The organism is Advenella mimigardefordensis DPN7, from assembly GCF_000521505.1.
Classification (GTDB): domain Bacteria; phylum Pseudomonadota; class Gammaproteobacteria; order Burkholderiales; family Burkholderiaceae_B; genus Advenella; species Advenella mimigardefordensis.
Genome location: NZ_CP003915.1, coordinates 3940688 through 3966826, shown reverse-complemented (window position 1 = coordinate 3966826; position 26139 = coordinate 3940688). Strand labels below are relative to the sequence as shown.

21 protein-coding genes are annotated in these 26139 nt (G+C 51.0%); 16 read left to right on the top strand and 5 right to left on the bottom strand.

The window, feature by feature from the left end; genetic code table 11:
• Positions 1–84 precede the first annotated feature (84 nt).
• From MIM_RS18190 to MIM_RS18115, 16 genes are all read left to right on the top strand, one after another.
• Positions 85–3090 carry a xanthine dehydrogenase family protein molybdopterin-binding subunit gene (locus tag MIM_RS18190; protein ID WP_025374190.1) on the top strand — a complete coding sequence of 1002 codons (3006 nt, stop codon included), beginning with the start codon at positions 85–87 and terminating at the stop codon, positions 3088–3090.
• Positions 3087–3926, top strand: a complete 840-nt coding sequence (locus MIM_RS18185; RefSeq protein ID WP_025374189.1) for an FAD binding domain-containing protein — start codon at positions 3087–3089, stop codon at positions 3924–3926. Before MIM_RS18190 ends, MIM_RS18185 begins: the two co-directional genes overlap by 4 nt.
• 3 nt (positions 3927–3929) lie before the next feature.
• The gene (locus tag MIM_RS18180; RefSeq protein ID WP_025374188.1) at positions 3930–4442 is read left to right on the top strand and encodes a (2Fe-2S)-binding protein; all 513 of its coding nucleotides are present in this window, start codon (positions 3930–3932) and stop codon (positions 4440–4442) included.
• Positions 4435–5988, top strand: a complete 1554-nt coding sequence (locus tag MIM_RS18175) for an AMP-binding protein (RefSeq protein WP_025374187.1) — start codon at positions 4435–4437, stop codon at positions 5986–5988. Before MIM_RS18180 ends, MIM_RS18175 begins: the two co-directional genes overlap by 8 nt.
• Before the next feature lie 21 nt (positions 5989–6009).
• Positions 6010–6816 carry an enoyl-CoA hydratase/isomerase family protein gene (locus tag MIM_RS18170; protein WP_025374186.1) on the top strand — a complete coding sequence of 269 codons (807 nt, stop codon included), beginning with the start codon at positions 6010–6012 and terminating at the stop codon, positions 6814–6816.
• An 87-nt stretch (positions 6817–6903) separates the two neighbouring features.
• Positions 6904–8223: a benzoate/H(+) symporter BenE family transporter gene (locus MIM_RS18165; RefSeq protein WP_025374185.1), complete on the top strand. Its 1320-nt coding sequence runs from the start codon at positions 6904–6906 to the stop codon at positions 8221–8223.
• A 171-nt stretch (positions 8224–8394) separates the two neighbouring features.
• Positions 8395–9207: an AraC family transcriptional regulator gene (locus MIM_RS18160; RefSeq protein WP_245592769.1), complete on the top strand. Its 813-nt coding sequence runs from the start codon at positions 8395–8397 to the stop codon at positions 9205–9207.
• A gap of 269 nt (positions 9208–9476) precedes the next feature.
• A complete protein-coding gene (gene fic / locus MIM_RS18155; protein ID WP_025374183.1) occupies positions 9477–10577 on the top strand; it encodes a protein adenylyltransferase Fic in 1101 nt (366 codons plus the stop codon).
• A 146-nt stretch (positions 10578–10723) separates the two neighbouring features.
• Positions 10724–11776 carry an ABC transporter substrate-binding protein gene (locus MIM_RS18150; protein ID WP_025374182.1) on the top strand — a complete coding sequence of 351 codons (1053 nt, stop codon included), beginning with the start codon at positions 10724–10726 and terminating at the stop codon, positions 11774–11776.
• 19 nt (positions 11777–11795) lie between these two features.
• Entirely contained in the window at positions 11796–12608 is an 813-nt protein-coding gene (locus MIM_RS18145; protein ID WP_025374181.1) for an alkaline phosphatase family protein, read from the top strand.
• 4 nt (positions 12609–12612) lie between these two features.
• On the top strand, positions 12613–13512 hold the full coding sequence (locus MIM_RS18140) for an ABC transporter permease (RefSeq protein ID WP_025374180.1): 900 nt from the start codon (positions 12613–12615) through the stop codon (positions 13510–13512).
• The gene (locus MIM_RS18135) at positions 13502–14317 is read left to right on the top strand and encodes an ABC transporter permease (protein ID WP_025374179.1); all 816 of its coding nucleotides are present in this window, start codon (positions 13502–13504) and stop codon (positions 14315–14317) included. The genes MIM_RS18140 and MIM_RS18135 overlap by 11 nt, the downstream gene beginning before the upstream one ends.
• Positions 14314–15333, top strand: coding sequence for an ABC transporter ATP-binding protein (locus MIM_RS18130; protein WP_025374178.1), 1020 nt, complete (start codon positions 14314–14316; stop codon positions 15331–15333). The genes MIM_RS18135 and MIM_RS18130 overlap by 4 nt, the downstream gene beginning before the upstream one ends.
• A gap of 477 nt (positions 15334–15810) precedes the next feature.
• Complete coding sequence (locus MIM_RS23445) at positions 15811–17046, top strand: HNH endonuclease (RefSeq protein ID WP_025374177.1); 1236 nt, start codon at positions 15811–15813, stop codon at positions 17044–17046.
• A 145-nt stretch (positions 17047–17191) separates the two neighbouring features.
• Complete coding sequence (locus tag MIM_RS18120) at positions 17192–18304, top strand: hypothetical protein (protein WP_222836897.1); 1113 nt, start codon at positions 17192–17194, stop codon at positions 18302–18304.
• Positions 18282–19736, top strand: coding sequence for a hypothetical protein (locus MIM_RS18115; RefSeq protein WP_025374175.1), 1455 nt, complete (start codon positions 18282–18284; stop codon positions 19734–19736). Before MIM_RS18120 ends, MIM_RS18115 begins: the two co-directional genes overlap by 23 nt.
• A gap of 680 nt (positions 19737–20416) precedes the next feature.
• On the opposite strand, the gene MIM_RS22670 is transcribed toward MIM_RS18115, so the two are convergent.
• The 5 genes from MIM_RS22670 to MIM_RS18085 form a co-directional block, all read right to left on the bottom strand.
• The gene (locus tag MIM_RS22670) at positions 20417–21319 is read right to left on the bottom strand and encodes a NotI family restriction endonuclease (protein ID WP_025374174.1); all 903 of its coding nucleotides are present in this window, start codon (positions 21317–21319) and stop codon (positions 20417–20419) included.
• Positions 21312–22586: a DNA cytosine methyltransferase gene (locus MIM_RS18100; RefSeq protein WP_025374173.1), complete on the bottom strand. Its 1275-nt coding sequence runs from the start codon at positions 22584–22586 to the stop codon at positions 21312–21314. The genes MIM_RS22670 and MIM_RS18100 overlap by 8 nt, the downstream gene beginning before the upstream one ends.
• A gap of 493 nt (positions 22587–23079) precedes the next feature.
• A complete protein-coding gene (locus MIM_RS23440) occupies positions 23080–23661 on the bottom strand; it encodes a restriction endonuclease (protein ID WP_222836896.1) in 582 nt (193 codons plus the stop codon).
• Between the two features lie 535 nt (positions 23662–24196).
• Complete coding sequence (locus MIM_RS18090; RefSeq protein WP_025374172.1) at positions 24197–25303, bottom strand: XRE family transcriptional regulator; 1107 nt, start codon at positions 25301–25303, stop codon at positions 24197–24199.
• A 10-nt stretch (positions 25304–25313) separates the two neighbouring features.
• A complete protein-coding gene (locus MIM_RS18085; RefSeq protein WP_025374171.1) occupies positions 25314–26009 on the bottom strand; it encodes a hypothetical protein in 696 nt (231 codons plus the stop codon).
• Between the last annotated feature and the right edge of the window lie 130 nt (positions 26010–26139).

Sequence of the window (26139 nt, the reverse complement as noted above, 5' to 3'; positions counted from 1 at the left end):
CAGGAGTCATTAACCCGCATCAATTAGACCGTGAAACCAATCCCGCGGAGCCGGCTCCCAAAACAGAATATTCGGAGGCAGTGCATGAGCAGCGTGGAAAACGCAGCAACTGGCGGTACTGGCAAGTTTGTCGGCCAGCGCATCGAGCGATTTGAAAGCATACCGCTACTGGCAGGACGTGGTCGCTATGGTGACGACCTGGGAGTCAAGCCTGGTACCTTGCATGCGGCGGTGTATCGATCCAGCTATGCCCATGCCCGCATCAAATCCATTGACGTCTCCCAAGCCGAGAAAATGCCTGGAGTCAGGGCCGTGCTTACGCCGGATGATGTCCGCGCATGGTCGCGTCCGTTTATCAACGGTGTGAAGATGCCCATGCAAATGTGGGCCACGGCCATGGATAAGGTTCGCTATGTCGGTGAACCCATTGCAGTTGTCATTGCCGAAGACCGTTACCTGGCAGAGGACGCCTTTGACGGGATAAAGGTTGAATTTGAAGCGCTGCCACCCGTCAGCAGTATCGAAGGTGCCATGTCCGGGCAATCTGCGATTTTGCATGAAGAGGTGGGCACCAATGTACTCCATGAGAGGGAGTTCAATTATGGCGATCCGCAAGCCCGGTTCCAGGAGTGTGCGCATAGCCTGGAAATGACAGTTGAATATCCGCGCAATTCCTGTACGCCGATTGAATGCGGGGTGGTGATTGCTGAGTATCTTCCGGGTGACGATGGCTACGAGGTCTGCTCCAATTTCATGGGGCCATTTTCCATGCATGCGGTCATGTCGTTGGCGCTGAATGTACCCGGCAATCGCCTGCGCCATCGCTCTGCCCCCGACTCTGGCGGCAGTTTTGGCGTCAAGCAGGCTGTGTTTACCTCGGTTGTGCTGATGTGTCTTGCCTCGCGCAAGGCCGGCGGTGCGCCGGTCAAGTGGGTAGAAGACAGGCTGGAACACCTGAGTGCGGCGACGGCCGCCAACGGAAGAGTTGCCACCATCAAGGCCGCATTCGACAGCGATGGGCGGATTCGAGCGCTGGATCTTGACCAGATAGATGACGTTGGCGCCTATCTGCGGGCCCCCGAGCCGGCCACCTTTTACCGCATGCATGGGATATTGACTGGCGCCTACCGTATCGACGACTTGCATGTCTGCAATCGTGTTGTCGTTACCAACAAGATGCCTTCAGGCCTGGTGCGCGGGTTTGGCGGGCCGCAGGTCTACTTTGCGCTGGAGCGAATGATGCAGCGCATTGCACAGCATCTGGACATGGATCCGCTTGACGTCTATCGACGCAACTTTATTCAGCCTGAGGCTTTCCCCTACAAGGCGGCGGCGGGCGCGTTGCTGGACTCGGGTGACTATCCCAAAGCTATGGCTGCGGCTATTGACGAGGGCGGGCTGGAAGAATTGCTGCGCAGGCGGGATGAGGCGCGTGCGCGGGGCCGCCTGTATGGCATTGGTTATGCAGCCATCGTTGAGCCGTCTATCTCTAATATGGGCTATATCACGATTGCATTAACACCGGAGCAGCGTGCCAAGGCCGGTCCCAAGAATGGCGGTATCGCCGCAGCGACCATCAATATTGATCTGCTTGGCAGTGTAACGGTGGTGATTGCTTCTTCGCCTGCAGGACAAGGGCATGTCACTGTGTGCGCACAGGTGGTTGCTGATGTATTCGGCCTGCAACCCAAAGACATTAATGTGAATGTCGATTTTGATACGGACAAGGATGCCTGGTCCGTCGCTGCCGGTAATTACTCCAGCCGTTTTGCCGGCGCAGTGGCCGGAACGGTTCATCTGGCAGCCACTCGACTGCGCGGGAAACTGGCCGACATCGCGGCCCATCAATTCAAGTGTTTGTCCGAAGAGATTGTTTTCGAGGGGGGTAAAGTATGGCGTGAAGGCCATCAGGACAAGGCGGTGCCTTTTGCACGGCTTGCCAGCAGCGCCCATTGGGCACCTGCTGAGCTTCCCGACGGAATGTCGCCTGGTATGCGCGTCACTGAGTTCTGGACGCCAGAATCGCTGGGGGCGCCCACCGAAGACGACCGAATCAACACTTCGGCGGCCTATGGGTTTGCGTTCGATATCTGTGCGGTTGAGCTGGATCGCAAGACCGGCAGCGTACGAATTGATCGGTATGTGACCGCGCATGATGCAGGCAAGATACTGAACCCTGCCATGGCAGACGGACAGATCCGGGGCGCCTTTGCGCAGGGACTGGGGGCCGCCCTGCTGGAGGAATTTCGCTATGGTGATGATGGCGGATTCCAGTCAGGTACGTTTGCCGACTATCTTTTGCCCACCAGCTATGAAGTGCCCGATCCCGTGATTGTCCATCTGGAAACACCCAGTCCCTTTACCCCGCTGGGAGCAAAAGGCTTGGGCGAGGGCAACAATATGAGCACGCCGGTGTGTATTGCCAACGCCGTAGCGGATGCATTAAGCCCGCTAGGTGGAACGCCGGAAATTCGCCTGCCCCTGACGCCTAACCGTGTCCTGGCACTGATCGGCTTTGATGATCCAGCCCCTTCGAGCGATGTGCAGATTCAAAAACCGGCAAAAAAAACCGGCAAGGGCCACGCGTTGACTGCGTCGGGGAGCACGCAAATTCCTGCAACGCCGGAGAAAGTGTTCGATGTACTGATGGATCCGCAGGCGCTGGCCCAAGTCATTCCCGGCTGTCGCGAGCTGCAGCAGATCGGCCAGAACCAGTACCGGGCAGATGTCACGATCAGCATCGGCATGATCAAGGCACGCTATGAAGCCACGATCTCCCTGTCCAATATCGACAGACCGAACTCGCTGCATCTGCAGGGGACTGGCGTGTCATCGCTGGGCGGCGCAACTGGGGGGGGCGACATTGTGCTGCAAGCCAACGAGCAAGGCACGCTGATGAAATATCAATACGAGGCCGAAGTGCAGGGCAAGGTGGCCGCAGTTGGTGGACGCATGCTGGAAGGCGCCGCCCGCATGGTGTTGGGCCAGCTGTTTGAACAGTTGGGTAAACAGGCATCCGGACAGGGTGTGGTCGGCGGATCCGATAGCGTCTGGCGTCGCATTCTGCGCTTTCTGAGGATAAGCAAATGAAGCCACAGGCATTTGAATACAGACGTGTCAACAAGGTCTCCGAGGCGCTGCAATGGTTGGATGAGGACGGAGAAAACGCGCGCATCCTGGCTGGTGGGCAGTCGCTGGTCATTCTTCTGAACATGCGGCTGGCTCAGCCCGCCAGACTGTTGGATATATCACGATGTGCAGAACTCAATTACCTTCGGCAGGAAAAAGGCATGCTATGCATCGGCGCCAGCACGACCCAGGCCCGCTTGCAATACTGGCCGGAGCTGGCCGAAACCGTACCACTGCTGGCCGAAGCCATTCCGTTTATATCTCATTATCAGATTCGCAACCGGGGTACGGTGGTCGGCTCGATCGCACACGCCGATCCCAGCGCTGAGCTGCCACTGTGCCTGGCGACGCTTGGTGGTTGCGTCGTGCTGCGTTCCCGCAAGAAATCCCGTGAACTGGCTGTGGCACAGTTCCAGCAGGGCATGCTGACCACCGCCAAGCAAACCAATGAGATGGTTACGGAAGTGCGCTTTCCGGTGGCCAGCCAGGGACATGGATATGCATTTGATGAATTTGCCCTGCGCCGTGGCGACTTCGCCATTGTGGCCTGCGCTGCCCAGGTCGGGCCGGAAATGATCCGGCTGGGCATTGGCGGAGTGGCAGACAAACCCGTGGTGGCTGAATGGAAACGCAGTGATGCCGCCTCATTCGGACGACGGTTGAATGATCTGGCCTGGCAATTGAATGCCCAGGACGATCAGCACGCCTCTGCGGCCTATCGGCGTCACCTGGTGCGGGAACTCGGGCAAAACACCATTGAAACGGCGCTTTCCCGTTGTGCAGGAAACAAGGAGTAAACCATGTCCGAAGAACGAACCAGACATCCAATTCACCTCACGCTCAACGGCGTCGCCCGCATCAGCCATGCTGAAAACCGTATGCTACTGTCCGATTTCATCCGACATGAGCTTGGCGCGACGGGCACCCATGTCGGTTGTGAGCACGGCGTATGCGGGGCATGCACTGTACAGATCGATGGCGTTGCCACTCGTTCCTGTCTGTGCCTGGCGCGTCAGGTAGACGGCTGCGATCTGCGTACGGTGGAAGGCCTGATCAATCAGGATGGAACGCTGAGCATTCTGCAGCAGGCATTCAAGAAACACCATGCGTTGCAATGTGGCTTTTGCACGGCCGGCATTCTCATGTCCTGCGTTGATTTTCTGCGGCGCTATACCGATCCGAACGAAGAGCAGGTACGCGATATGCTGTCCGGCCACCTGTGCCGCTGCACCGGCTATACCCCCATCGTCGAGGCCATTCTCGATGCTGCCCATCAATTGAAAACTGAAATAGCGGAGACTACAAATGCTTGATCTGGGAAGCACTTTTATTCAAAGTGTTGAACGCAACCCCCACGCGCCGGCACTGGTGGCTGAGGGCAAACGCCTGACGTATGCGCAATGGTTTGACATCATTAAGGCGGTCGCAGGGGGTCTGGAACAAAGAGGACTTCTACACGGCGATCATGTGCTGGTCGTGATGCAGAATCGCTGGGAAATGGCCACGGTGCACTGGGCCTGCCAGTTGCTGGGTGTGATCGTCACGCCATTGAACTGGCGCGCCAAGCCCGACGAAATCGAATACTGCCTGACCGACTCCGAAGCCAAAATCATCATCTATGACGATTCCTGCCTCGATGCGGTACGGGAGGTCGGCAAGGTTGCGGACATCGGTGCGGTTGCCGTGGGCGAGGGTCTGCCCGGCAGCCATCGTTTTGAAGACCTGCTTATTGCAACACCGATAGACGGTTTTTCCCGTGCGACGGCTGAAGACGTCTCGCTGATGTTGTACACCTCAGGCACAACAGGCAAGCCCAAGGGCGTGCCGCGGCGGCATCGACATGAGCGCGCCGCAGCGCTGGCTCATGTGGCACAGAATCTCTATGCTTGCGGGGAACGTACGCTGGGTGTCATGCCACTTTATCACACCATGGGCGTGCGCTCTTTGCTCTCCATGGCGCTTATTGACGGATGTTTCGTGTGCATGCCCAGGTTTGATGTGGAGCAGGCCCTGACACTGATTGAGTCCGAGGGGGTGACGAATCTGTATCTCGTACCCACCCTATATCACGATATGTTATCCCACCCGCGTTTTCCAGAAACTGATGTCAGCCGCGTGCGAAAGCTGGGTTTTGCGGGCGCGCCCATGTCCGAAGCGTTGCTGCGCCGGCTGGACAATGCATTCTCGCCAGACCTGTTTGTCAATCACTATGGGAGTTCCGAGGTATACACCATGGCCATCACCCAGAATGCGCGAGCAAAGGCCGGATGCTGCGGACGCGCGGCCATCAATTGTCGCCTGCGCGTCGTTAAGCTTGGCAGCAGTAACCCGGCCGATCGGGTCGAAAACATGCAAGAAGGGCAGATCATCGCCCACCTCGATGGTGACGAAGCCTTCGAAGGATACAGGAATCGGCCAGATGCAAACGAGAAATCCCTGATCGATCGCTGGTATTTCACTGGTGATATTGGCTATTACGACGCCGATGGCGAGCTGTTCGTGAGCGGACGCGTTGATGACATGATTATCAGCGGCGGGGAAAACATTTCACCTGTGGATATCGAGTCTGTGATCTCGCTGCATCCGGCTGTTGATGAAGTGGCCGTCGCCGGGGTTGAGGATGAGCGCTGGGGACACCGGGTAGTGGCTTTTGTAAAACGTAAGGCCAGCGTGAATGCCGAGGAACTGGATCAATACTGCCGCTCCACCGACCTGGCCAACTTCAAGCGACCGCGTGAGTATGTTTTTGTGGCAGCTCTGCCCAAATCGCCCGTCGGAAAAATCCTGAGACGCAAGTTGGTCGCTGGTGAGTACGACCCCGACACCAGTTGCGAACCTACTCCCGATCTTGCTAACTGAACTTCATATAAGGAATACAGAATGAGTCAACTTAAACACCCTGCACATGACCTGCTTGATAACCTGGACGGCTTCCGCGTAGAGATCGACGCAGCCAGACACCGTGCCGATATCGTGCTTGATCGCGCGCCATTTAACATCATCTCCATGCCAGAACGAGAACAGTTGCGCCTGGTCTTTGAAGCGCTGGACGCCAATGATGACGTACGTGTTATTGTCCTGCGCTCGGAAGGCGAACATTTCTCCAGCGGGGGCGATATCCGAGGCTTTCTGGAAGCCTCGCCCGAACACGTGTCCAAACTGGCATGGAATATTGCCTCGCCTGAGCGCTGCTCCAAACCGGTCATTGCCGCCAACCGCGGTTATTGTTTTGGTGTGGGTTTTGAAATTTCACTAGCCTGCGATTTCCGGATTGTAACGACCACTACGGAATATGCTCTGCCAGAGCAGAAACTCGGGCAGATTCCCGGTTCGGGCGGTTCGGCCCGCTTGCAGAAGATGGTCGGCATCGGCCGTACCAAAGATATTGTGATGCGTTCGCGCCGCATCCCTGGCCCACAAGCATATGACTGGGGACTGGCGCTCGAGTGCGTAGAGAATGATCAGCTTGAATCCGCAACCGACAAACTCGTGGCTGAGCTGGTGAAATTCTCACCGCTAGCGCAGCGGACGGCCAAGAAGCTGCTCAATGATAGTGAAGATGCGTCGCTGGCTGCTGCCATTGAACTGGAAGGCCATTGCTATAGCCGCCTACGCAGTTCAGAGGACTTCCGCGAAGGAGTGGAAGCGTTTCATGCCAAGCGCAAGGCCAATTTTACCGGCAAATAACACGAGGGGCATGTCCGTGCCAAAGCTGCGTACATGCCCTGATAACAATAAACGCCGGTCATTATCGGCGTTATATAGGAGACTACGATGAGTACACAGCAATCGGCACCATTACAAGCCGATGTCCACAAGGATCCGGTGGCACCCGGCTGGATGTCCGGATTACGGGAGCTGCCCGGCGCGCTGAACCTGAATTCGGTCAGCGCAGGCCTTGTTGCAGCCATTTTTGGATGTTCCGGTCCCGCATTGATTGTGATCGGCGCGGCCCAGGCAGGCAATTTGAGTAACGGGCAAACCGTTGCATGGTTGCTCGCGATCTATCTGCTGGGCGGCATTATCAGCCTGTTCATGGGGATGCGCTATCGCATGCCGATCACCGGCGCATATTCGATACCGGGTGCGGCGATCATGACGTCCGCCTTTGCCACTTTCTCGTACCAGGAGGCAGTTGGCGCATTTATCATGGCCGGCGTGCTGGTGCTGATTCTGGGTATCACGGGTGTGATTGGGAGAATCATGCGCTGGGTACCTATGCCAATTGTGATGGCCATGATAGCGGGTGCAATGATACGTTTTGGCATTGCCGCAGTGGATGCAGTCAGTGCTGCGCCGTTGATCGCCGGACTGGCTGCGCTGGCGTTCTTCGTCACTGGCAGAGTGACGCGTCGTGTGCCACCGGTGCTGGCAGCATTGGTCGTCGGGCTGGTTGTGACCCTTGCCACCGGACAGTTGCAGACCGGAACAGCGGATATTGCATTTGTAATGCCACAGTTCACGGCGCCGGTATTTACGCTCGGCGCCTTCTTTGGAATTGCCGTACCGCTAGCCGCCTTGGTAATCGGTGCAGAAAACGCCCAGGCAATTGGTGTGCTGATGGCAGAAGGGTACAAACCGCCCATCAACGCCATGACCATCATCAGTGGCGTAGGTGGCATAGTGGCGGGCATGATGGGGGGGCACAACGCCAATATTGCCGGGCCCATGACGGCAATTTGTTCATCTGAACAAGCAGGGGAATGCAAGGACAAACGCTACGCTGCAACTGTTGTCAATGGTCTGCTGTTCGCTGGCTTCGGCATTGTCGCCGGCCTGGCAGTCCCATTCGTGATGGCATTGCCAAAACCATTGATAGGCGTAGTTGCCGGTCTTGCCATGATCGGGGTTCTGCTCAGTTCACTGCAGGGGGCATTCGGTCCGCGCCTGGGTAATCAGATCGGCGCCTTTGTCGCTTTTGTGGTTGGCATGAGTTCCTTGAGCATGTTAGGCATCAGTGCGCCATTCTGGGCATTGGTATTTGGCGTCATTGCCTCTGTGCTGGCCGATAAGCTGAGCCTGGGCGAACGCAACCCGGCTCAAACGGGTTCGGAAGACCTGGCAAAAGTATCCGGAGAACGCGGCACCGCCTAGTCATTGATTAGCCAAATTGTTGATATAATTGAGAAATGTTGCACGATGGGCTCTATGTAGAAAGATGGCCCTTCGCCATCCGCCCACGGGGGCGGATGTCCACATTCGGGTACCATGTCAACGGCGATTAAAATATTCCAAGGTGCCTTTGGCCGCGTATCTTTGCTCGACATGAGCAAGCCGCTGGTCATTCATGCCCACCATCACTGTCACGCTCTGATCAAAGTGAGCGGCGTAGACAGTTCGTTCCTGGTAAAGAGCAAAAGCCAGCCGTTGACAAAAGACAGTGTCGTCCTGATCAACGCCTGGGAGCCGCATGCCTACGAGCATACGCCCAGTGGGGAAGGACGCTGCATTCTGATGGCACTGTATCTTGAAACCTCTTGGCTAAGCCAGGTGCTGCGCTCCCTCACCGTCAGTGGTCATCCGCAATTCTTTCCCAAACCCTGTGCCACCCTGCCGCCTGGTGCGCGACTGCTGGCCAATGCGTTGGCAGCCGAAATGCTGGTTTCGCAGGATATTGCATCTGACATACTTGAAGGCAAGATCTTTGATCTGTTCATGGCGACGGCAGAGCGCCATTCCTCTCTGCGCGATTCCTCACACCTGTTTTCCAGTCTGCGGGCCAACACCATGGATCCCCGCATCCGGCGCGCCGTTAGTAAAATGCGCGAAAACCTGCGCTACGGTGAGAATTTTGCCGATCTGGCAACCGAAAGCGGCCTGTCACGTGCTCATTTCTTTGAACTCTTTCGCAAAAGCACCAACCTGACCCCGGCCGTCTATGCTAATGCGCTGCGGGTCGAAGCGGCCATCGCCGAGCTATGTAAGTCCGATACGCGTATCGGCGACATCTCCTATAACGTCGGCTTTTCCGCACCGGGCCATTTCACCCGTTTTTTCCGCCAGCATCTGGGTATCACGCCGGGCGAATACCGACGGGTGGTGGATTTGATGGATGATAATATTGATTTGCTACTGTAGGGGGACTCAGTGCAAAAGGTCCACATCAATAGCAGCAAGCGGTCGATATCAGGCTAATAGCATCCAGCGGGAGAGTTAGAGGCGGACCGGGCACCGCCTTGATTCGAATATGTCGATAAAAATGAGTTTTTTCGACATATTCTGAAAACATGTCGATGACGTAAACATATTGCTTATATATGTCGATAAAATCGAAAAAAATCGACATGTTAAGCGGATATGGTTAAAATAATCGAAATATTCGACATATTTGCACCCGGGGCTACTGTATGTTCAACCCAGAACTGCCATATAACGACTTACCTCGTCTGCCGCCAGAAGCGGACATTGAGACAAAAGCCATTCTGAAAGCGTGCATCGACGCCAAAGCATCGCTGGCCGGTTTGAAGGCCATGGCCAAGCGCATTCCGAATCAGGAAATGTTGATCAATATTATTCCTATGCTGGAAGCGCAGGCCAGTTCAGAAATTGAGAATATCGTTACCACCACAGACCGGCTCTTCCAGTATGCGAACGACGAATCGAATGTTCTGGCCGATCCGGCAACGAAAGAGGCCTTGCGGTATAGAACCGCGCTGTACAGTGGGTACCAGTCACTCAACGCCCGGCCGTTAACGACAGCGACGGCGGTTCAGATCTGTCAAACGATTAAAGGGGTGGAGACGGATATTCGTCGCGTGCCAGGTACTGCGCTCCTGAACGAGGCAACCCGACAGATTGTTTATACGCCACCGGACGGGGAGGGAGCTATTCGGGATCTGCTGGCGGATTGGGAACGGTTCATTCACACGCAAACCGATATTGACCCGCTGATCCGAATGGCAGTCATGCACTATCAATTTGAAGCGATTCATCCGTTCAGCGATGGCAATGGCAGAACCGGGCGTGTATTGAACCTGCTTTTTTTGATTTCCGAGAACTTGCTTGAAGCGCCTATCCTCTATTTAAGCCGCTACATTATTCAGAATAAGCCAGAATATTATCGACGGCTGCTGCGTGTGACTACAGAGCAGGAGTGGGAGTCATGGATTTTGTATATGCTGGAGGCTACCCGCAGTACTGCGGAATGGACTTCGAAGAAGATCATCGCGATTTGTGATTTGATGGATCACATTCGGGATGAGCTACGCCGGGCTCTGCCGAAAATTTATAGCTACGAACTTGTTGACGTCATCTTTACACAGCCGTATTGCCGGATTGCCAATCTTGTGGATCTTGGGATCGCCCAACGCCAAACAGCGTCAAAGATACTCCAGGCACTGGTTGCTCAAAATGTATTAAGGGAAGTTCAGGTAGGGCGGGAAAAAATATTTATCAATGTCGAGTTGATGCGGTTGCTGGCGAGAGAGGACGATAGTGCGGCGAAATAGAACGAAGTAGGCCGTGAGTCAAGAATTCGCGCCTGCTCGGTCTTTTCATCCCTCACGAATAAATCCGACACACCGTCAATTGCTTGTCATGTTTTAGTCTTAATATTCCGGCTATTCAACTTAGCCCCTTTTGTATCGAGACAAAAATGAAAGCATTGATTCCCGCTATATTGATCGGTTTGGTTAGCTCATCAGCCGTTCACGCCGCAGATAATGACCTTGCTGCTCTGACTGAAGCAGCAAAGAAAGAAGGGCAAGTCTATAGTGTTGGTATGCCCGATAGCTGGGCAAACTGGAAAGGCACGTGGGAAGATATTGCAAAAGAATATGGCCTGAAGCATCAGGACACGGATATGAGTTCGGCACAGGAAATTGCCAAATTCGCTGCAGAAAAGAATAATGCGACAGCAGATATCGGTGATGTAGGCGCCTCTTTTGGTCCTATTGCAGTTGAAAAAGGTGTGACTCAGGCTTATAAACCCACAACATGGGCGCAAGTTCCAGACTGGGCAAAAGATAAAGACGGCCACTGGGCGCTTGCCTATACCGGCACCATCGCTTTTCTGATTAACAAGGATCTGGTTAAAGATGCTCCCAAAAGCTGGGAAGACCTGCTGAAAGGCAAGTATCGTGTGACCGTTGGCGACGTAGGTACAGCCGCGCAAGCCAATAACGCCGTTCTGGCCGCAGCCATTGCGCGTGGCGGTAACGAGAATAACCTGAAACCAGCGATTGAATTCTTTGCAGAACTGGCTAAACAGAAACGCCTGTCTGTGAATGACCCAACCGTTGCCACGATTGAAAAAGGCGAAGTGGAAGTTGGCATTCTGTGGGACTTCAATGCCCTGAACTACCGCGACCAGATTAATCGTGACCGTTTCACCGTGTTGATTCCTTCAGACGGGTCAGTGATTTCCGGCTACTCTACGATTATTAACAAGTTCGCGAAAAACCCCAATGCAGCCAAACTGACACGGGAATTCATTTTCAGCGACAAAGGTCAGATCAATCTGGCAGAAGGCTACGCCCGTCCGATTCGCGCGGCGCATCTGACATTGCCGGAAGAGGTCAAAGCAAAACTGTTGCCTGAAGAACAGTACAAAAATGCAAAACCGATTGCAGATGGCCAGGGCTGGGACAAAACCTCCCGCGCACTGCCAAAAATGTGGCAACAGCAAGTGTTAATGCATATGCAATAAGCCACTGGCTTTATCACGAATGTCCAATAAAGTTATTCTGATTGTTCTGGACGGTTTAAGCTATCAGGTCGCCCATGATTGTATGGGCTACCTGCAAGGTCTTATCGAAGCCGACATGGCGACACTTTATCAGGTGGAATGTGCGCTGCCCTCCATGTCGCGGCCGCTTTATGAATGTATCCTGACCGGCGTGGTGCCGGTCAAAAGCGGTATTGTGAACAACCAGGTTGTTCGTCCTTCTTATAACGAAAGCATTTTCTCTCTGGCGACGAAAGCGGGTAAGCGAACGGCCGCTGCGGCCTATCACTGGTTCAGCGAACTCTACAATCGCGCGCCGTACGTTGCATCGCGTGATCGCTTTACGAACGATGAGTCGCTGGCCATTCAGCACGGCTGCTTCTATCAGGCAGATCATTATCCTGATGATCACCTGTTTGTGGATGCAGAGTATCTGAGAGTGCAGTTTGATCCGGACTTTCTTCTGATCCATCCAATGAATATCGACGACGCCGGGCATAAATTCGGATTTGACTCCTCGCAGTACCGCAATAGTGCGCGCTACGCTGATATTATTCTTTCATCATGGTTGCCGCAATGGATTGAGCAAGGCTATCAGATTCTGGTAACCAGCGATCACGGGATGAATAATGATCGCAGCCATGGCGGCGTACTGGAGATTGAACGGAGGGTGCCGCTCTTTGTGATTGGCGAACATTTTTCACATTCCCCGGACTGCACAATCTCCCAGACAGAGCTTTGTGGAACCGTCTGCTCGCTTCTTGGCGTGCCTGCGGCTGACAAAGCCGTTAATACCGCATTGTTGCGAGCGTAGCGCCATGGCAGAAGAATTGTTGGCAGACTACGCTGCCCAGGCGCCGGGTACGCCAATACCGAAAAAGCGTCGTCGTACACCTTTAAATTGGCGGGCAGCGCTGTCTTTGTTGCCGTTTATTGTGCTGTTTTTTTTATTCCAGATTGCGCCCATGATCTGGGTGCTGATAAACAGCTTTGTTTACGAAGAAGCCTGGTCTTTCGGCAACTATATCGAAATCTTCACCAACAGCTTCTACCTGCAGGCCTTTCAAAATACCTTATGGCTCTCCATACTGTCGAGTGTGGTGGGTTTGGTGATTGCCGGCGTGACCGCCTTTTCCCTATATAGGTTAAAAGGACGCGTGCGGCAATGGATGATCGCCTTTACGTCCATGGCCAGCAACTTCAGCGGTGTGCCGCTGGCCTTCGCTTTTATTATCATTCTGGGCTTCAATGGCGCAATCACGCTACAGCTCAAAGCCTGGGGGCTGATAGACAATTTCGATATCTATGGCAGCTCGGGGTTGATGCTGATATATACCTATTTTCAGATTCCGCTGGGTATATTGCTGCTGTACCCGGCCTTTGATGCGCTGAAGCCAGAATGGGAAGAGGCCGCTAAAACAATGGGTGCCAGCAAGTTCGCCTATTGGCGAAATGTAGGCTTGCCGGTGATTGCGCCGGCTCTGCTGGGCACTTTTATTATTCTGCTGGCCAATGCCATGGGCGCCTTTACCAGTACCTATGCGCTCACCAGCGGTAACTATAACCTCATCACCATCCGCATCGCGAGCCTGGTGTCGGGTGATTTATTCCTTGAACCTAATATGGCAGCTGCATTATCTGTATTGCTGATCGCGATTCTAGGCTTTTTTACCGCGGTTCATCATTGGCTGTTAAAGCAGAGTTACCATGCCAAATAAACGCGCCACGTCCCTTGCCGACGAGGGCTTATGGATTCATAAACTGGTGTTGATCGCTGTGGCAGCACTGCTGGCCCTGCCCATTATTGCAACCTTTATTTATTCCATAGCCACCCAATGGGGCGCCACCGTGCTGCCTGACGGTCTGACCTTGAAATGGTATCTGCAATTATGGCAAGACCCGCGCTTCCTGCAGGCCTTCGGGCGTTCGTTGATTATCTGCCTGGGTACGCTGGTGCTGAGCACCTTTGTCATGCTACCGATGACATTTGTCGTTTTCTATCGCTTTCCGCGTCTTAAACCGCTGATGGACCTGGTGATTATTATGCCTTTTGCCATTCCGCCCGTGGTCTCATCCGTAGGCTTATTACAGTTGTTTGCCGATGAACCCTTCGCGTTGGTGGGCACGCCCTGGATTCTGCTGGGCACCTATTTCATCATTGCCGTTCCCTTTATGTATCGGGCGCTGGCGAACAGCCTGCAGGGCATCGGCCTGCACGACCTGATGGATGCGGCGCATTTGCTGGGCGCCAGCACCACCAAAGCGTTCCTATTGATCATTGTGCCGAATATTCGTAAAGGCTTGCTGGTCTCCCTGCTGGTCTCGTTCTCATTTCTGATGGGTGAGTTTGTTCTTGCCAATATTCTGGTGGGCACTCGCTATGAGACGCTGCAGATCTACCTGTACAACATGCGCCATACGAGTGGTCACTTCACCTCTGCACTGGTTATGTCCTATTTTATTTTTACCTTGCTGCTCACCTGGGTCGCCACACGTCTGAGCCGCCAGGGAGACACGGTATGAGTTACGTTATCGCACAAAATCTGGCCAAGTCTTTTGGCTCCAATCAGGTATTCAGCCAGATTAACTTCTCGATTGAAAAAGGCGAGTTCATCACCCTGCTGGGCCCCAGCGGTTGCGGAAAATCAACGCTCTTGCGTTGTATTGCAGGCCTGGAGCGACCAGACGACGGTGACTTATTCGTGAACGGCGCCAATATCACCAGCAAGCCCGCGCAACAGCGTGGAGTGGGCATGGTCTTCCAAAGCTACGCGCTGTTCCCCAATATGACAGTTGAAAACAACATCGCTTTCGGCCTGAAAATGCAGGGCATGGACGAGAAAAAGCGCAAACAGGAAGTGGCAGCGGTGATTGAACTGGTTGAGTTGCAGGGAAAAGAAAACCAATACCCGCAAGCGCTGTCCGGCGGACAACGGCAACGGGTTGCACTGGCACGCGCACTCGTAGTAAGACCGCAAATTCTGTTGCTGGACGAACCGCTCTCCGCGCTGGATGCGCGTATTCGCAAACACCTAAGACAACAAATACGCCAAATCCAGCGCGAACTGGGCGTGACCACGCTTTTCGTCACCCACGACCAGGACGAAGCGATGAGCATGTCTGATCGCATCTTCCTGATGGACAAAGGCCAAATCGTCCAGAGCGACACCGCAGAAAACATCTACACCCGACCCGCAAGCGAATTTGTCGCGCGTTTTATGGGTCACTACAACCTGGTTGAAGCGGTAAAAGCCAATCCGGTTTTAGGGCTGGACCTGCAGGGCACGCTGGCGATTCGGCCTGAGTCTATCTATGTAAGGGAAGCAGGGCGCAGCTATGGGGAGCATGTATCGCGGCCTGTTGAGGCGACGGTGCTGGAGTATCAGGTACTGGGGAATATTGTGCGGTACTCGGTGGATACGGCCATGGGGGAAATGACCGTGGATTTGCTGAATCGCTCGTCTGAGCGGATGCTGGAGCGGGGGGCGAAGGTGGAGTTGGTGGTGAATCGGGGGGAGGTAAGGGAGTTGGATGGTTAGGTGGGTGGTTATTCATCAAAAAAAGTACCGATAAATCAATAATATAGATAACTTCGTGAAAGCCATGCCGGCCACGAAACCGATTAAGAATTTTTTCATTCTGTACTCCATTCCCAATTATTGATCGCGCTTGAAATTCGGGTCGGATGACCATTCCAGATAGCCGCATTGGATATAGGGAAGTGCCTGGTGATGCGCTTTCCATCTTTTTGGTGTAGACCACCTAGCCGAAGCCTTTCTCATGAACTAACTCTACAAGATCATAGGCGGCTCAGCCGCCAAAAGAGAAGGTAACAACGTCGTGTTAGAGAAGACGTGATAAACATCTTGATATCACAAGCAGTACCATGTCCAAGCTGAAATATTAGAATCATCTTCTCAATTATTTCAAATGTTATTAAATGTGTCTTTTGTGACTGCATTTATGATAACGTTACGTATGACTTGATATGTTGGTGCTACTTAAACTTCAAAATTATGAATTCGCCGAAATTTACTACTCCGTCGGACCACGCCTACCAGTTGCTTGGTGCTCATCCTCCCGGACAGGGGTGGTTTGCTTTTGATGTTTTAATGCCAGCGGCGAAGCGGGGACGAGCCAGGTTGTTCGTAATGGCTGTATGGAAAACGGGGATTCGTAAAGATATCAAAACTGGGGAATATTGGTACAGAGTACCTAGTACAGGCAGTGCTGGGACGTCTGAGAATAAGCGGACGGCCCTGTGGAATGGGATCAAAATAGCGCAGGAGTTTGAGCTCCCTAAAGTTGCAGTGCTTAAGGATCCAAAAAGTAAGCGCTGCTCGATGGAGCACACTTTCGATATCACGGATGTTCGTTATGAAAGTGATGCTTCTGCGTTTTGGATAAAACTGAAGGCTAATGGGGGCAAGCTTGGCGAGGCAGTAGAGTTATTGGATCTGACTGTTCTGAGTGAACTTCCTCAGAGAGGGAAACTTCCAAAGTTGAGTTCACGCAATGCGCCCTGGTCAAGAGACGAGTTAATTTTAGCGCTTGACCTTTATATGCAGCATCGCGAATCTTTACCTACGAAGAAGGCGCCGGAAATTGCTGAGCTTTCTGCGCTATTGAATCAACTCGGTATTATTCTGGGGCGACGCCATACCGATACTTATAGAAACTCTGAAGGTGTCTACATGAAATTAATGAATTTCAGGCGCTTAGATCCAGAATATACCTACGATGGAAAAAAAGGACTTACACGGGGAAATAGTGATGAAGTTCGTGTTTGGGCTCTGTTTGCACACGATCCTAGGCGGTTAAGTGAAGTAGCAATATTCATTAGGAATGGCATCTCTGAGGCTAGTGGGAAAGATACGAAAATTTCGTACTCAGAAGAATTAGAGATTGAAGAAGCTGAAGAGGGTAAAGTTGCTACTCGTGTGCATAGATATCGAGAACGTGATCGGAGACTTGTCGATACGGCAAAAGCTCGTGCTCTAAGAGAGCATGGGCGACTTTTTTGTACTGTTTGCGGGTTTGATTTTTCGAAACACTACGGTGAGGTTGGGAGTGGAATAATTGACGTTCATCATACCAAGCCAATTCATACAATGCAGCCGGGTGAAAAAACTAAGGTAGCAGATTTAGTGGTTCTGTGTTCAAACTGCCATAGGATTATTCATTCGAAGCGCCCTTGGTTAACAGTAGATGAAATTAAGTCTGCGATCAAAATTAGGACTAGCGTACAGTAGAGAAGTGTGGCAGTGTCTAATCGAGTACATGGTTTGGGATTCTTGTGGTGTTTCCCTATTGATCAGTCTCGCACTATATTGAGAGTGAAAAAAGCAATCGTGAAATCGAACGATTAATTTAGTTTGGTGAATCTGTAGCGCCTAGTTGTTGATTTCAAAAAAAGTATGGTTGATACGTCGTATTCCTGCAAGGCAGGAAAGAAGGGGAATTAATTTGGGTTTTTTTACGGATGAAGAGGTTGGCTCACTTCGAATCACTAATATGATATTGCACGTAGTCGGGGGAGACGAATTCGTACCTGAACCGGCACGAGTCGTTGAACATGAGGCGTTTTTTATTGCTCGTATCCGAGATACTGACGTTTCCGCCGTCTATAGCTTTGAAGAGACCTCCAACACCAAAGCGCAGATTGAAGCAATTGCAACTGGGGCAGTGAGTTTTGAGGCAGGCGCTCAAGCATTGTCAAATGAATTTTCGCGTCTGCATGTTGGTAGTAGTCGTGATGGCGCACTATTTATTTTTGAATTATCAACCCATGATCCACAGACACGAATATATAGTTTCGTGAAGTATGATTATCGCGAAGCCATTGAGCAGGCAGCCGCGGATGAAGGAGGCCTTTTGCGGAGGATAGTCACAGCCTTCATAGCGGATAAGAAAGCGATTCAGAAATCCACCATAATACGAGTAAATGAAGGTGTTGCAGAATTGCCAATTTCCACACAAGATCGGATGAAAGTTGCTCCCGAAATCGGGGATTATTTCGCTACCTTTCTGAATGTCTCCAGAACACTCAGTGATGAAATGTTGAACAAAAAGACAGTTGATGTGCTACGCACAACACTGACCTTTTGCAAGGAATTGTTGCCTGAACAGGATGTCGCACGCGCGTTTCGCCATGCACAAGGAATTTTGCGTGATCGTCAGGAGATAAATGAAGCAGCGATAACAGATGCTATATTGGCTGCATCTGGAAACCCTGAGGATGAGGAGGTCAGGGGCAAGATTCAGTTAACTACTCGGCGCCGGATGCGCGCAGCTAAGTTGGACGGTTTGCAATTCAGACCGGATAGGCACGTATTGCGACGCCCGCCACTACGTAAAATTCGTACAACAGAAGGGGTTACTCTGACCTATCCTGACGAAGCGGAAGGACTTACTGTTCGGCGAGAGCGATTGCCGGCAGGCGCAGAGCGTTTTATTATACAAACAGCACGTGTAACGGAGGATAATATTGTCCGCAGTCCCGCTCGCTGAGCTCTTAGATAGTTTGAATTTTGGCGGAGCCTTCATCCGAGAGTCTGAAAATGACGTTTCAGCTTCAGGTCTGTCTGCGGACATGGCGATGGCCGTTATTACAATGTGTCAGGAGTTGGCTTGGGATTTTGATTTATTTGATAGCGCGGGAACTGAGTGGGGGGATTCGATTCTGCAGCCAGACTTTGCGCCATATCGGTTACGGATTAGTAAGCCGCCATCGGGTGAGGATAGGTTGGTGTTGCTGACAAACACTGGTTTGGCGGAGTGGTTAAAAGTCGGTCATGCAGCTATTAACTGGCAAGTCGCAAGATTGACACAGCCAATAGTGACTATGGCTAGGTTGCTCCAGCCGTGGGGTGAGCCACAGGCATATCAACCCTCGTCTAGTATCAAGAGTCCTCGTTCCTTGGTTCGGGAATACGGAGTAGAGCGATTCGCTCCAGAGGATATTCGCCCATGGCTTCTTCGTGAGGAGACTAGTGTTTCGAATGGAGATGCTGCTGCTAAAGTTTGGATCAGTGTATCCATGGGAGCTCTCGTAAATTCCTTGGCCGACGAGATCAATCCTACTACCCAACAGTTGAAATTCAAGGGCCCCCCAAAACTCACAATAACATTGCCTATTGGGCACGATGGTTTGGCTGACGAAATCGGGATCAAGTATTTTAATGACCTTCAACGTGCGGTCAGGTGGGTTTTTGAGAATGAGAGAGAAGCTGAGCTGCGTCACGGCTTAATGGCCAACGATATTGCACGCTCTGTCGGCGGCAATGGTGATAATTTTCATTATTTCCTCGAAGGAATCTCGGCTTCGTTAGATGGCGCGAAAGCCGCATACCAAGTGTCTCTTTCAGAGTTAGGACGGGATACGTTAAAGATATTGGCAGAATTAAGAAAGGCCGTAACAGAGGAAACCGCGAAGGTGGCCGATGCGACTAGGCAGTTAGTGACCTCGGTAGCCGGTGCATTAGCTATTAGTCTCGGCCTCATTGCTGCTCGCGTTAATGCGGCGGCGAGCAATGAGTTGATTGTGGCTGTCATGGTTGTTGTTGTCGCTTACGTTGGAGTGGTGATCTATTCTGGCTATGGCTTTATTCAGCTACAACGTCAATTGCGAAAAGATTGGCAGCCGCGATTGTATCGTTTCCTACCTCTTTCCGAGTACGAAAGTATGGTCAGTAGGCCTGTAGCTAAGGCAGAGCGCACTTTTTTTGTTGTGGCTTTGGGGGGAGTGTTGGGAGTTGTAGTTCTGACACTCGCGGTAGTTTTTGGTCGGTGGAACGCATTCACGAATACCTCAAATGTTATCTCATTACCACCGCATATGGTCTGTGATTTGGAAAATATGTCAGACAAGTCGTCGGCTGTTGGCACTGATGTGCTACAACTATCCGCGCCCGAGCCGACAAATTGTGAAGGCAAGGAATAGCTTGGAATCATACAGGACGATGTGACCGCTTCTGCTCTACACAAAGTAGTTTTTACAACAATGTTACGTTAGTGCGATGTAGGTGGAGAAGGATAGATAAGGGGCTTTTTGACGTCATTGCTCCAGAATTTCACTGTGAAAAGCGTACACGAATGAAAATTTTTAATCGGAACATGGAATGCTAGATATTGATAAGCGCTTCGCCTTGATTAGGGGCGATCAACTTTGGTATGCAGTAAGAATACAAGAGAGAGGGACCTCTAATGCTCCGACATTTCGTATTTCCGTCCCTGGACGCTCAAGAGATGCCTTTCGCCAAGCAGAGCACCTGACTGACATTGTTGTTGTGGCACAGAGGGTTTTGAATGAAGGAAAGCGCATGCGGTGCGTTCCAGAGGGTGGTCGAGCAAATTCTTTGTCTATTAAAAGTCGAGGTGTTTGCGGGTATCGCATTGATCTTCTTATTGCTAAGAAGCTTGGTATTCCAAGTACGGGCATATTCTAGTGAATGCTTTCACGTAGGGGTAAATGCAAAGGATATGCCGTTCTTTGATACAGTTGACATATACGTCTTTATTCATGGGTACGCTGTAGCTCGACCCCTGCGAGGGACTGCATCTCTTTCGGCTCGCGAATAATATAACTACGCATTAATTATTGGAGTGTTCATCTCGGCAACTTTATAGAACTCCATTAATTGCTTTCTCATACACATCTTGTGGAGGAAGCGAAATAGGTGCGCTGAACGCAGCGGCAACCTGTACAACTGAAGTAGTGAAAATACCTTCTTGATTGAGTGATCTCAATGTGCCGGGAACTGGCTCGGGGCCGACGTCATACCACATAAATGTAATTGAGCCTGTTTGACGGTAGTATGCCAGTAGAGAATCACCGAGCCGTTGTGAAATTCTCTTATAAACGGGTGTGGGTGAAATGAAAAACAGACCCTGTTGGCACCTGCGCTCGCGTTGTAGGACATTTCCTTTATATATCAGCTGAGGCAGGATTCGTTTACTCACGTTTTCCCAATTAAAGCCTGCCGTGCTGCGTCCTGTAAAGGATTCTTCGTTAAGATACGCAGTACGTTCAGCGCGATAATTTCCAGTCGTGTCGATCGACTGCACTTCAATTGCCACAAAATTGTCAAGATTGCCGCTGTCATCTAATTTAGCTAGAATCCAATCGACATAATATCCTCCAGTTCCTCTCGGCTGTGGCAAACGCAATTCACCCCCCCATTCTTTGCCAAAGACGGCAATACGACTACCTCCGGTTTCGGACGATGCTAATTTGGCTTCCGCGCCAGGGTATAGTTTGACGTTGTCACCGAAAGCTATTTTCGCTACATCAGTAAGGATTTTATGGTTATCTGCGTAAAGTCGAATTGGGCAGCAAATAACATTTAATCCTCCTGCTGACTGCAATGTGCAAGCTCCAGCTGGAACACGACTCTCATTTTCCCCTAGCGTTTTTACGCACGTTTTTCCTAAAAACGGACATTTCCGTTCTGCGCGTGCTTTCTTGGCAATATCCGACTTGTCGGAGGGGTGATAGCCGAAAAATTCGATAATGTTGCTAGCCATTAGCCGCAGCCACCCGAGACTCGTTAATCTGTGGGTGTCCTTTTAGATGATGCTGTATCGTTTCTCCTAAAGCCCGAGCCATTAGCACAGGAACGGCATTTCCAACCTGTGCGTATTGAGTAACCCGTGATCCAAGGAATCTATAGGAATCAGGGAACGACTGTAATCTTGCAGCTTCGCGAACTGTCAGGGTTCTGTCTTGGTCAGGTAGGAACACGGTTCCCCAGTGTGGATCGCATTTCGTGAGAACCGTCCCAGCTAAACTATCTGGGTGAAGACGACCGTAGCGTTTTGTGTGGTCTGATTTTCGTGCTCTCTGCATACCTTTAGGTAGAAGGTCGTGTGGTATGTCTCGCCAAGAGCCTCCGGGCTTCACGTGCTTCATTCTTTCCGCGTTGATTTTGGAAAGCTTGGCTGCGTAATGATTGAATGTCACGCCAGTAGTATTTCGCATTTGTACCGCATAATCGGAGCGCGCTTCGGTTGTGTACCCGACCTCTTCTGCACCTTCGCCCATCTCAAGACGGGGTAAATCGCCGATCGCGTCTTTAATAGTAATTGGTGCTAGTAGCAATGTGCTGTCATTGTCCGACAGTTGGAACGTCATAGTTTTGCCGCCACGGAAGTTGGCCCGTCCTTTAGCGTAGTGTGTTGGCACAGGGTGCGCGATTTCCCCGTTCTTTGACCCGAGGAGAATGAGCCGCCAGCGTTCTTGGGGGACACCATAATGAGCGGCGAATAGAATTTTTGCAGTTACATTATATCCAAGTTGGGTAAATTGCTTAATTATCTGATTGAAGACTTTACCATCGGCTAGCGACAACAAGCCTGGCACATTTTCAAAAACAAATGCTTTGGGTTCAAACTCTTCCAGGAATCGTTCGTAATGGCGAAAAAGCTTATTCCTAGGATCGCTCAAAAAGCGTTCAGGAGCGTTGATGGAAAAACCTTGGCATGGTGGCCCCCCGACCAGAACGTCAAGTTCCCCCTTCTCGAGGCCTAGTTGTTGCCTAATTTCTACTGGTTCTACCAACTCAATGGATCTGCAATCGGCAATAGCGTGAGGATGATTAGCAGCGAACGTTTCAATTGCTTCTTGCATAATATCGTTGCCGTATAGACACCTGTATCCGGCTTGCTTGAACCCTTCGGCAATACCTCCAGCCCCGCAAAACAGATCTATCGTAGTGAAGCGATCATTTTGGGTGGCCGTAGTCCTTTCATTCTTGATGAGTTTCAATCGAGCTTTGTCAGCTTTGTCTGACATAATGAATTCCTAGAGTGGTTTTATTTGGTTTGGCGCAGGTCTGTTCTTAAGTGCCTCAGAGCGATCGGGGCGTGGTGATCGAAGTCGTCCTGGTTGATAATTTGTGGAGTCAACTTCAAAATGGCATATGCCGATACGCCCGAGAAAAATGCCTGCATTCTCAAGAGTAAAAACGCGTATGTTGCCGCGAGTCGTTGCTAGTATGCGTTCTTCGTTTCCGTATAGGACATTCACTGAGTACCCCCCAGATTGACCAATTAATCTTGCGCCTATCTGAGTATTGGCATTTATCAGTGCTCGCAAACCCGTCTCTTGAATGGTGTTCATCGTTTGATTGTACCTGCTGGCCATGTGTTTTGAATGATACCGCAGTTAACGTTAAATGCCAATCGACCGAACTGATATTTTTAAATTCAGTGGTAGGGAGTCGGGGTGGTTTTATTGAGCATTTGGTTGGAAAGACAGTACTTATTTTCGCTAGGTTTTGGACTATTTAATATTTTTTTTCAGCCCCAGACAACGGATTTACGTAAATCAGTCCCTTTGTCTGAGCTGCCTTTACTTTACGGTCAATCATTTCTCGTAAAGTAAGGTGCTCCTCGAGTACTAAGATGTTATCTTCTCCGTCGACGAAGATTGTCTGAATTTCTTTTCCAATGACTAGGCTTCGAATTACTTCAGGACTGAAGCCATTTATGGATATGAAAAGGCCTCGCCCATACAACTTCCCAGAGACCTTGGCAGCGAATTGATATATGGGCTCATTACTGGATGATCGTTCCTGCCACTTTGCTTCGAAGAGATAGTGTTCACCTTCGAATTTCACAGCGCCGTCAATCTGTTCGCCGTTGATGCGGAAGGCTTCTGTAGTTTCAAGATGGGAAAGGCGACACAGTCCATACAGAATGCGCTCCAATGCGTATCCCCGTTGTTGCCTCGCTGTATCGTTGGCTAACCAATTAAGATATTCGATACGTAGCTGGTTTAGCGATGTCGTTGGCTTTTGTCTCTCTGCTTCTTTTGCTGTGCGGCGGTCGCGATCAGCCTTAATTTTGGCGTCTCTGATTTCTTGCAATTGGCGAAGGTGCTGCAAGTTTCCAAGTGCCTTGGATTTATCCAGTTTGCGTAAATTTTCGAAATAATACGGATCAAAGTGTGATCAGTTCAGCAAAGCTTGCAGCATTGCGCGAAATGGACCTAAACCGTGATCGGGGCGGGCCTCAAGCGAACAAAATAGTGTGTCAACGATTTCATGTCGTTTTAAGGCGTTTTCCCCTTGTATCTGGCAGCAAGCAAGTTCATGTTTTGTGCATCCATGATTCTTGAAAAAACTTAGAATGTCTTTGCGTGGCCAAAATATAGAAAGGATGCAATCTTTCATACAGCCTTTAATGTCGGCGGGAAAATGCATGTAATGTTCCAGCTTCCTAGGTATAGGCTTTAGAAGCCATGACTTTATTTGTGAGTAAATCAGTTAAAAGAATTCTATCAAATACTTTCTCTATGTAACGTACAACGCCCGATACCAAAAATGGAATGTCTTCGGTTCATTAAACTGAGCTGGCTGCCACCTTGTTATCGTACGCGCATGCCTCGTTTCTCTGAAATTTTTATAATAGTTGCAGCTTTGGCGGTTTCTTCGATTTTGAAACAACAGCTACTTTGCCCGCTACCACTGACAATCTAGTCAGCTGGAACGTAAGGGCATTAATTTCATCCACGCTAAGTTTCAGGTTCGTCGCAATTTCATACCGTCCCTGTTTACGGCTGTGTAGTATATCCAATACCTTTGTTAATAATTGGGATGTTTCTCGCTCCATCGGCTCTGGCTCATTGGTGCGGAAGCCACTTTTGGCAATTTCTATGCATAGTCTGCGGTAATTCCATTCGCTGATTAATCCAAGAGAATTAAAGCGGTATGCGAGTGCTGCTAGCGATACGCCCCAGTAGTGCTTCAGTTTAAGCAGGTAGCTAATGGTATAAGCCGGTGGCTGGTTAGCGGCTATGCTTTCCTTGGGCATCAGAAAGGCTGCCGCAAATGCGTCAGCTTGCCGTTCCATTTCAGGGCCGTGGGCGTGGCCATGCTGCATGGAATACACGTCACGCACCAAGTGACCGAGCTCATGCGCGGCATCGAATCGGCTGCGTTCGGCGGACTTGAGAGTATTGAGGAATACGAATGGCTTTTCGTCGTACCAAGTGCAGAACGCGTCCACTTCTCGAGTTTCCTCTGCTAGGGAAAAGACACGTATGCCCTTTGATTCCAATAAGTGGATCATGTTAGGAATAGGGGCGTTGCCCAAGCCCCACATGCGACGTAATGTGGCAGCCGCTTCTTCGGGCCCTAAATCACTCAGATCAGGCAAATCCCCTTCGGGCAGGCTGAATCGCTCCTCGATCCATTGATTGACCTTGAAGGCAATGGCGCCAGCCGCGAAGGTGCAGGCTTTCATTGCATCTGACATTTTAGAGAGCTTGCGAAAACTTACCGCGTCTTCTTTTATCTCTGGCATGTCTTCTTCAAGGAAGAAAAATTCTTCAGGAAAATTCAGCGATTTAGCTATTTTTGCGAGGGAGACAAGATCAGGAGCGGATGTCCCAGTTTCGTAGTTTTGCAGACTACGGCTGGTGATACCCAACTCCTTTGCTAATTGCGCTTTAGTTAAGCGCCTTCTCACCCTGGCAAATGTGATTTGCTTGGGGTTAATTTCGAACATCGTCGTTAACTCAAAAGGTGCCGATTTTTGGTTTGACTTCCACGGTTGCTGGGGAGTTGGGCTCATCCTTGTTAATTGTAAAATCTGTGGGGTTGTTGGGCATACGTCCCAGAATCACACGTTCCCCCCATTCAGTGATTTTCTTATTGTCGAAGCCTGTGGGTAACGATAGTTCAAAGCGCACTTCGTTGAGAATCTTGTCGTAGTGGTAGAGCAACGCCCAGACCTGGGTGCCGGCTCCCTCTTTTACAAGCTTGAACGATTCTCGATTAAAAAGTTCAAGTTGGTTATTGTTTTGAATAAAATTTTCAGCGACTGTACCTTTCTCAGCTTGATTGGTTGGATCTTCAAAGCCAATTTTTCCAGTCTCGCTGTTTCCAGTCATCACTACAATAGAGATGTCCTGGTCCGGTGAGCTAATGAAGGGACAATTCTGCTGCTCATGGATACGCCATTGGCGCATTGCCAGGGAGGTGCGCAGAACTTCTACAGTTTTGAACCACTGCTGAACGCCCGCTGCAGTTGGGGCTGATGCTCGCGTGACTTCGTTTCGCCCGAAGAGCCCCGCCACGATGGCATCGCGCAACAGCGTGGTCGTTAGGTCCGAGTGTAATTCGAGCAGACGGGCTTCAACTTGAACAGGGGCGTCAATGATTGTTCCTCGACGAGTGGGAACAAGAGGGGCTGTCAACCTAAAGTTTTGCATAGAGGTCCTTTCAATTTCCGGAAATTATACCTCATGTTGAGGTAAGTAAAGCGGAAATATAATGATCCACCGCAAATAGGACTTATCATATAAAGCCCGCACGTTGCCAAAAGTATGATCCATATGTATC

What these genes read in the sequence shown, in the direction of transcription:
- MIM_RS18090 (WP_025374172.1), bottom strand. Translation starts at nt 25,303, where the DNA reads ATGTTCGAAATTAACCCCAAGCAAATCACATTTGCCAGGGTGAGAAGG.
- MIM_RS18180 (WP_025374188.1), top strand. Translation starts at nt 3,930, where the DNA reads ATGTCCGAAGAACGAACCAGACATCCAATTCACCTCACGCTCAACGGC.
- MIM_RS18130 (WP_025374178.1), top strand. Translation starts at nt 14,314, where the DNA reads ATGAGTTACGTTATCGCACAAAATCTGGCCAAGTCTTTTGGCTCCAAT.
- MIM_RS18170 (WP_025374186.1), top strand. Translation starts at nt 6,010, where the DNA reads ATGAGTCAACTTAAACACCCTGCACATGACCTGCTTGATAACCTGGAC.
- MIM_RS18140 (WP_025374180.1), top strand. Translation starts at nt 12,613, where the DNA reads ATGGCAGAAGAATTGTTGGCAGACTACGCTGCCCAGGCGCCGGGTACG.
- MIM_RS22670 (WP_025374174.1), bottom strand. Translation starts at nt 21,319, where the DNA reads ATGGCTAGCAACATTATCGAATTTTTCGGCTATCACCCCTCCGACAAG.
- MIM_RS18145 (WP_025374181.1), top strand. Translation starts at nt 11,796, where the DNA reads ATGTCCAATAAAGTTATTCTGATTGTTCTGGACGGTTTAAGCTATCAG.
- MIM_RS18165 (WP_025374185.1), top strand. Translation starts at nt 6,904, where the DNA reads ATGAGTACACAGCAATCGGCACCATTACAAGCCGATGTCCACAAGGAT.
- MIM_RS18085 (WP_025374171.1), bottom strand. Translation starts at nt 26,009, where the DNA reads ATGCAAAACTTTAGGTTGACAGCCCCTCTTGTTCCCACTCGTCGAGGA.
- MIM_RS18160 (WP_245592769.1), top strand. Translation starts at nt 8,395, where the DNA reads ATGAGCAAGCCGCTGGTCATTCATGCCCACCATCACTGTCACGCTCTG.
- MIM_RS18135 (WP_025374179.1), top strand. Translation starts at nt 13,502, where the DNA reads ATGCCAAATAAACGCGCCACGTCCCTTGCCGACGAGGGCTTATGGATT.
- MIM_RS18175 (WP_025374187.1), top strand. Translation starts at nt 4,435, where the DNA reads ATGCTTGATCTGGGAAGCACTTTTATTCAAAGTGTTGAACGCAACCCC.
- MIM_RS18150 (WP_025374182.1), top strand. Translation starts at nt 10,724, where the DNA reads ATGAAAGCATTGATTCCCGCTATATTGATCGGTTTGGTTAGCTCATCA.
- MIM_RS18185 (WP_025374189.1), top strand. Translation starts at nt 3,087, where the DNA reads ATGAAGCCACAGGCATTTGAATACAGACGTGTCAACAAGGTCTCCGAG.
- MIM_RS18190 (WP_025374190.1), top strand. Translation starts at nt 85, where the DNA reads ATGAGCAGCGTGGAAAACGCAGCAACTGGCGGTACTGGCAAGTTTGTC.
- fic (WP_025374183.1), top strand. Translation starts at nt 9,477, where the DNA reads ATGTTCAACCCAGAACTGCCATATAACGACTTACCTCGTCTGCCGCCA.
- MIM_RS23445 (WP_025374177.1), top strand. Translation starts at nt 15,811, where the DNA reads ATGAATTCGCCGAAATTTACTACTCCGTCGGACCACGCCTACCAGTTG.
- MIM_RS18100 (WP_025374173.1), bottom strand. Translation starts at nt 22,586, where the DNA reads ATGTCAGACAAAGCTGACAAAGCTCGATTGAAACTCATCAAGAATGAA.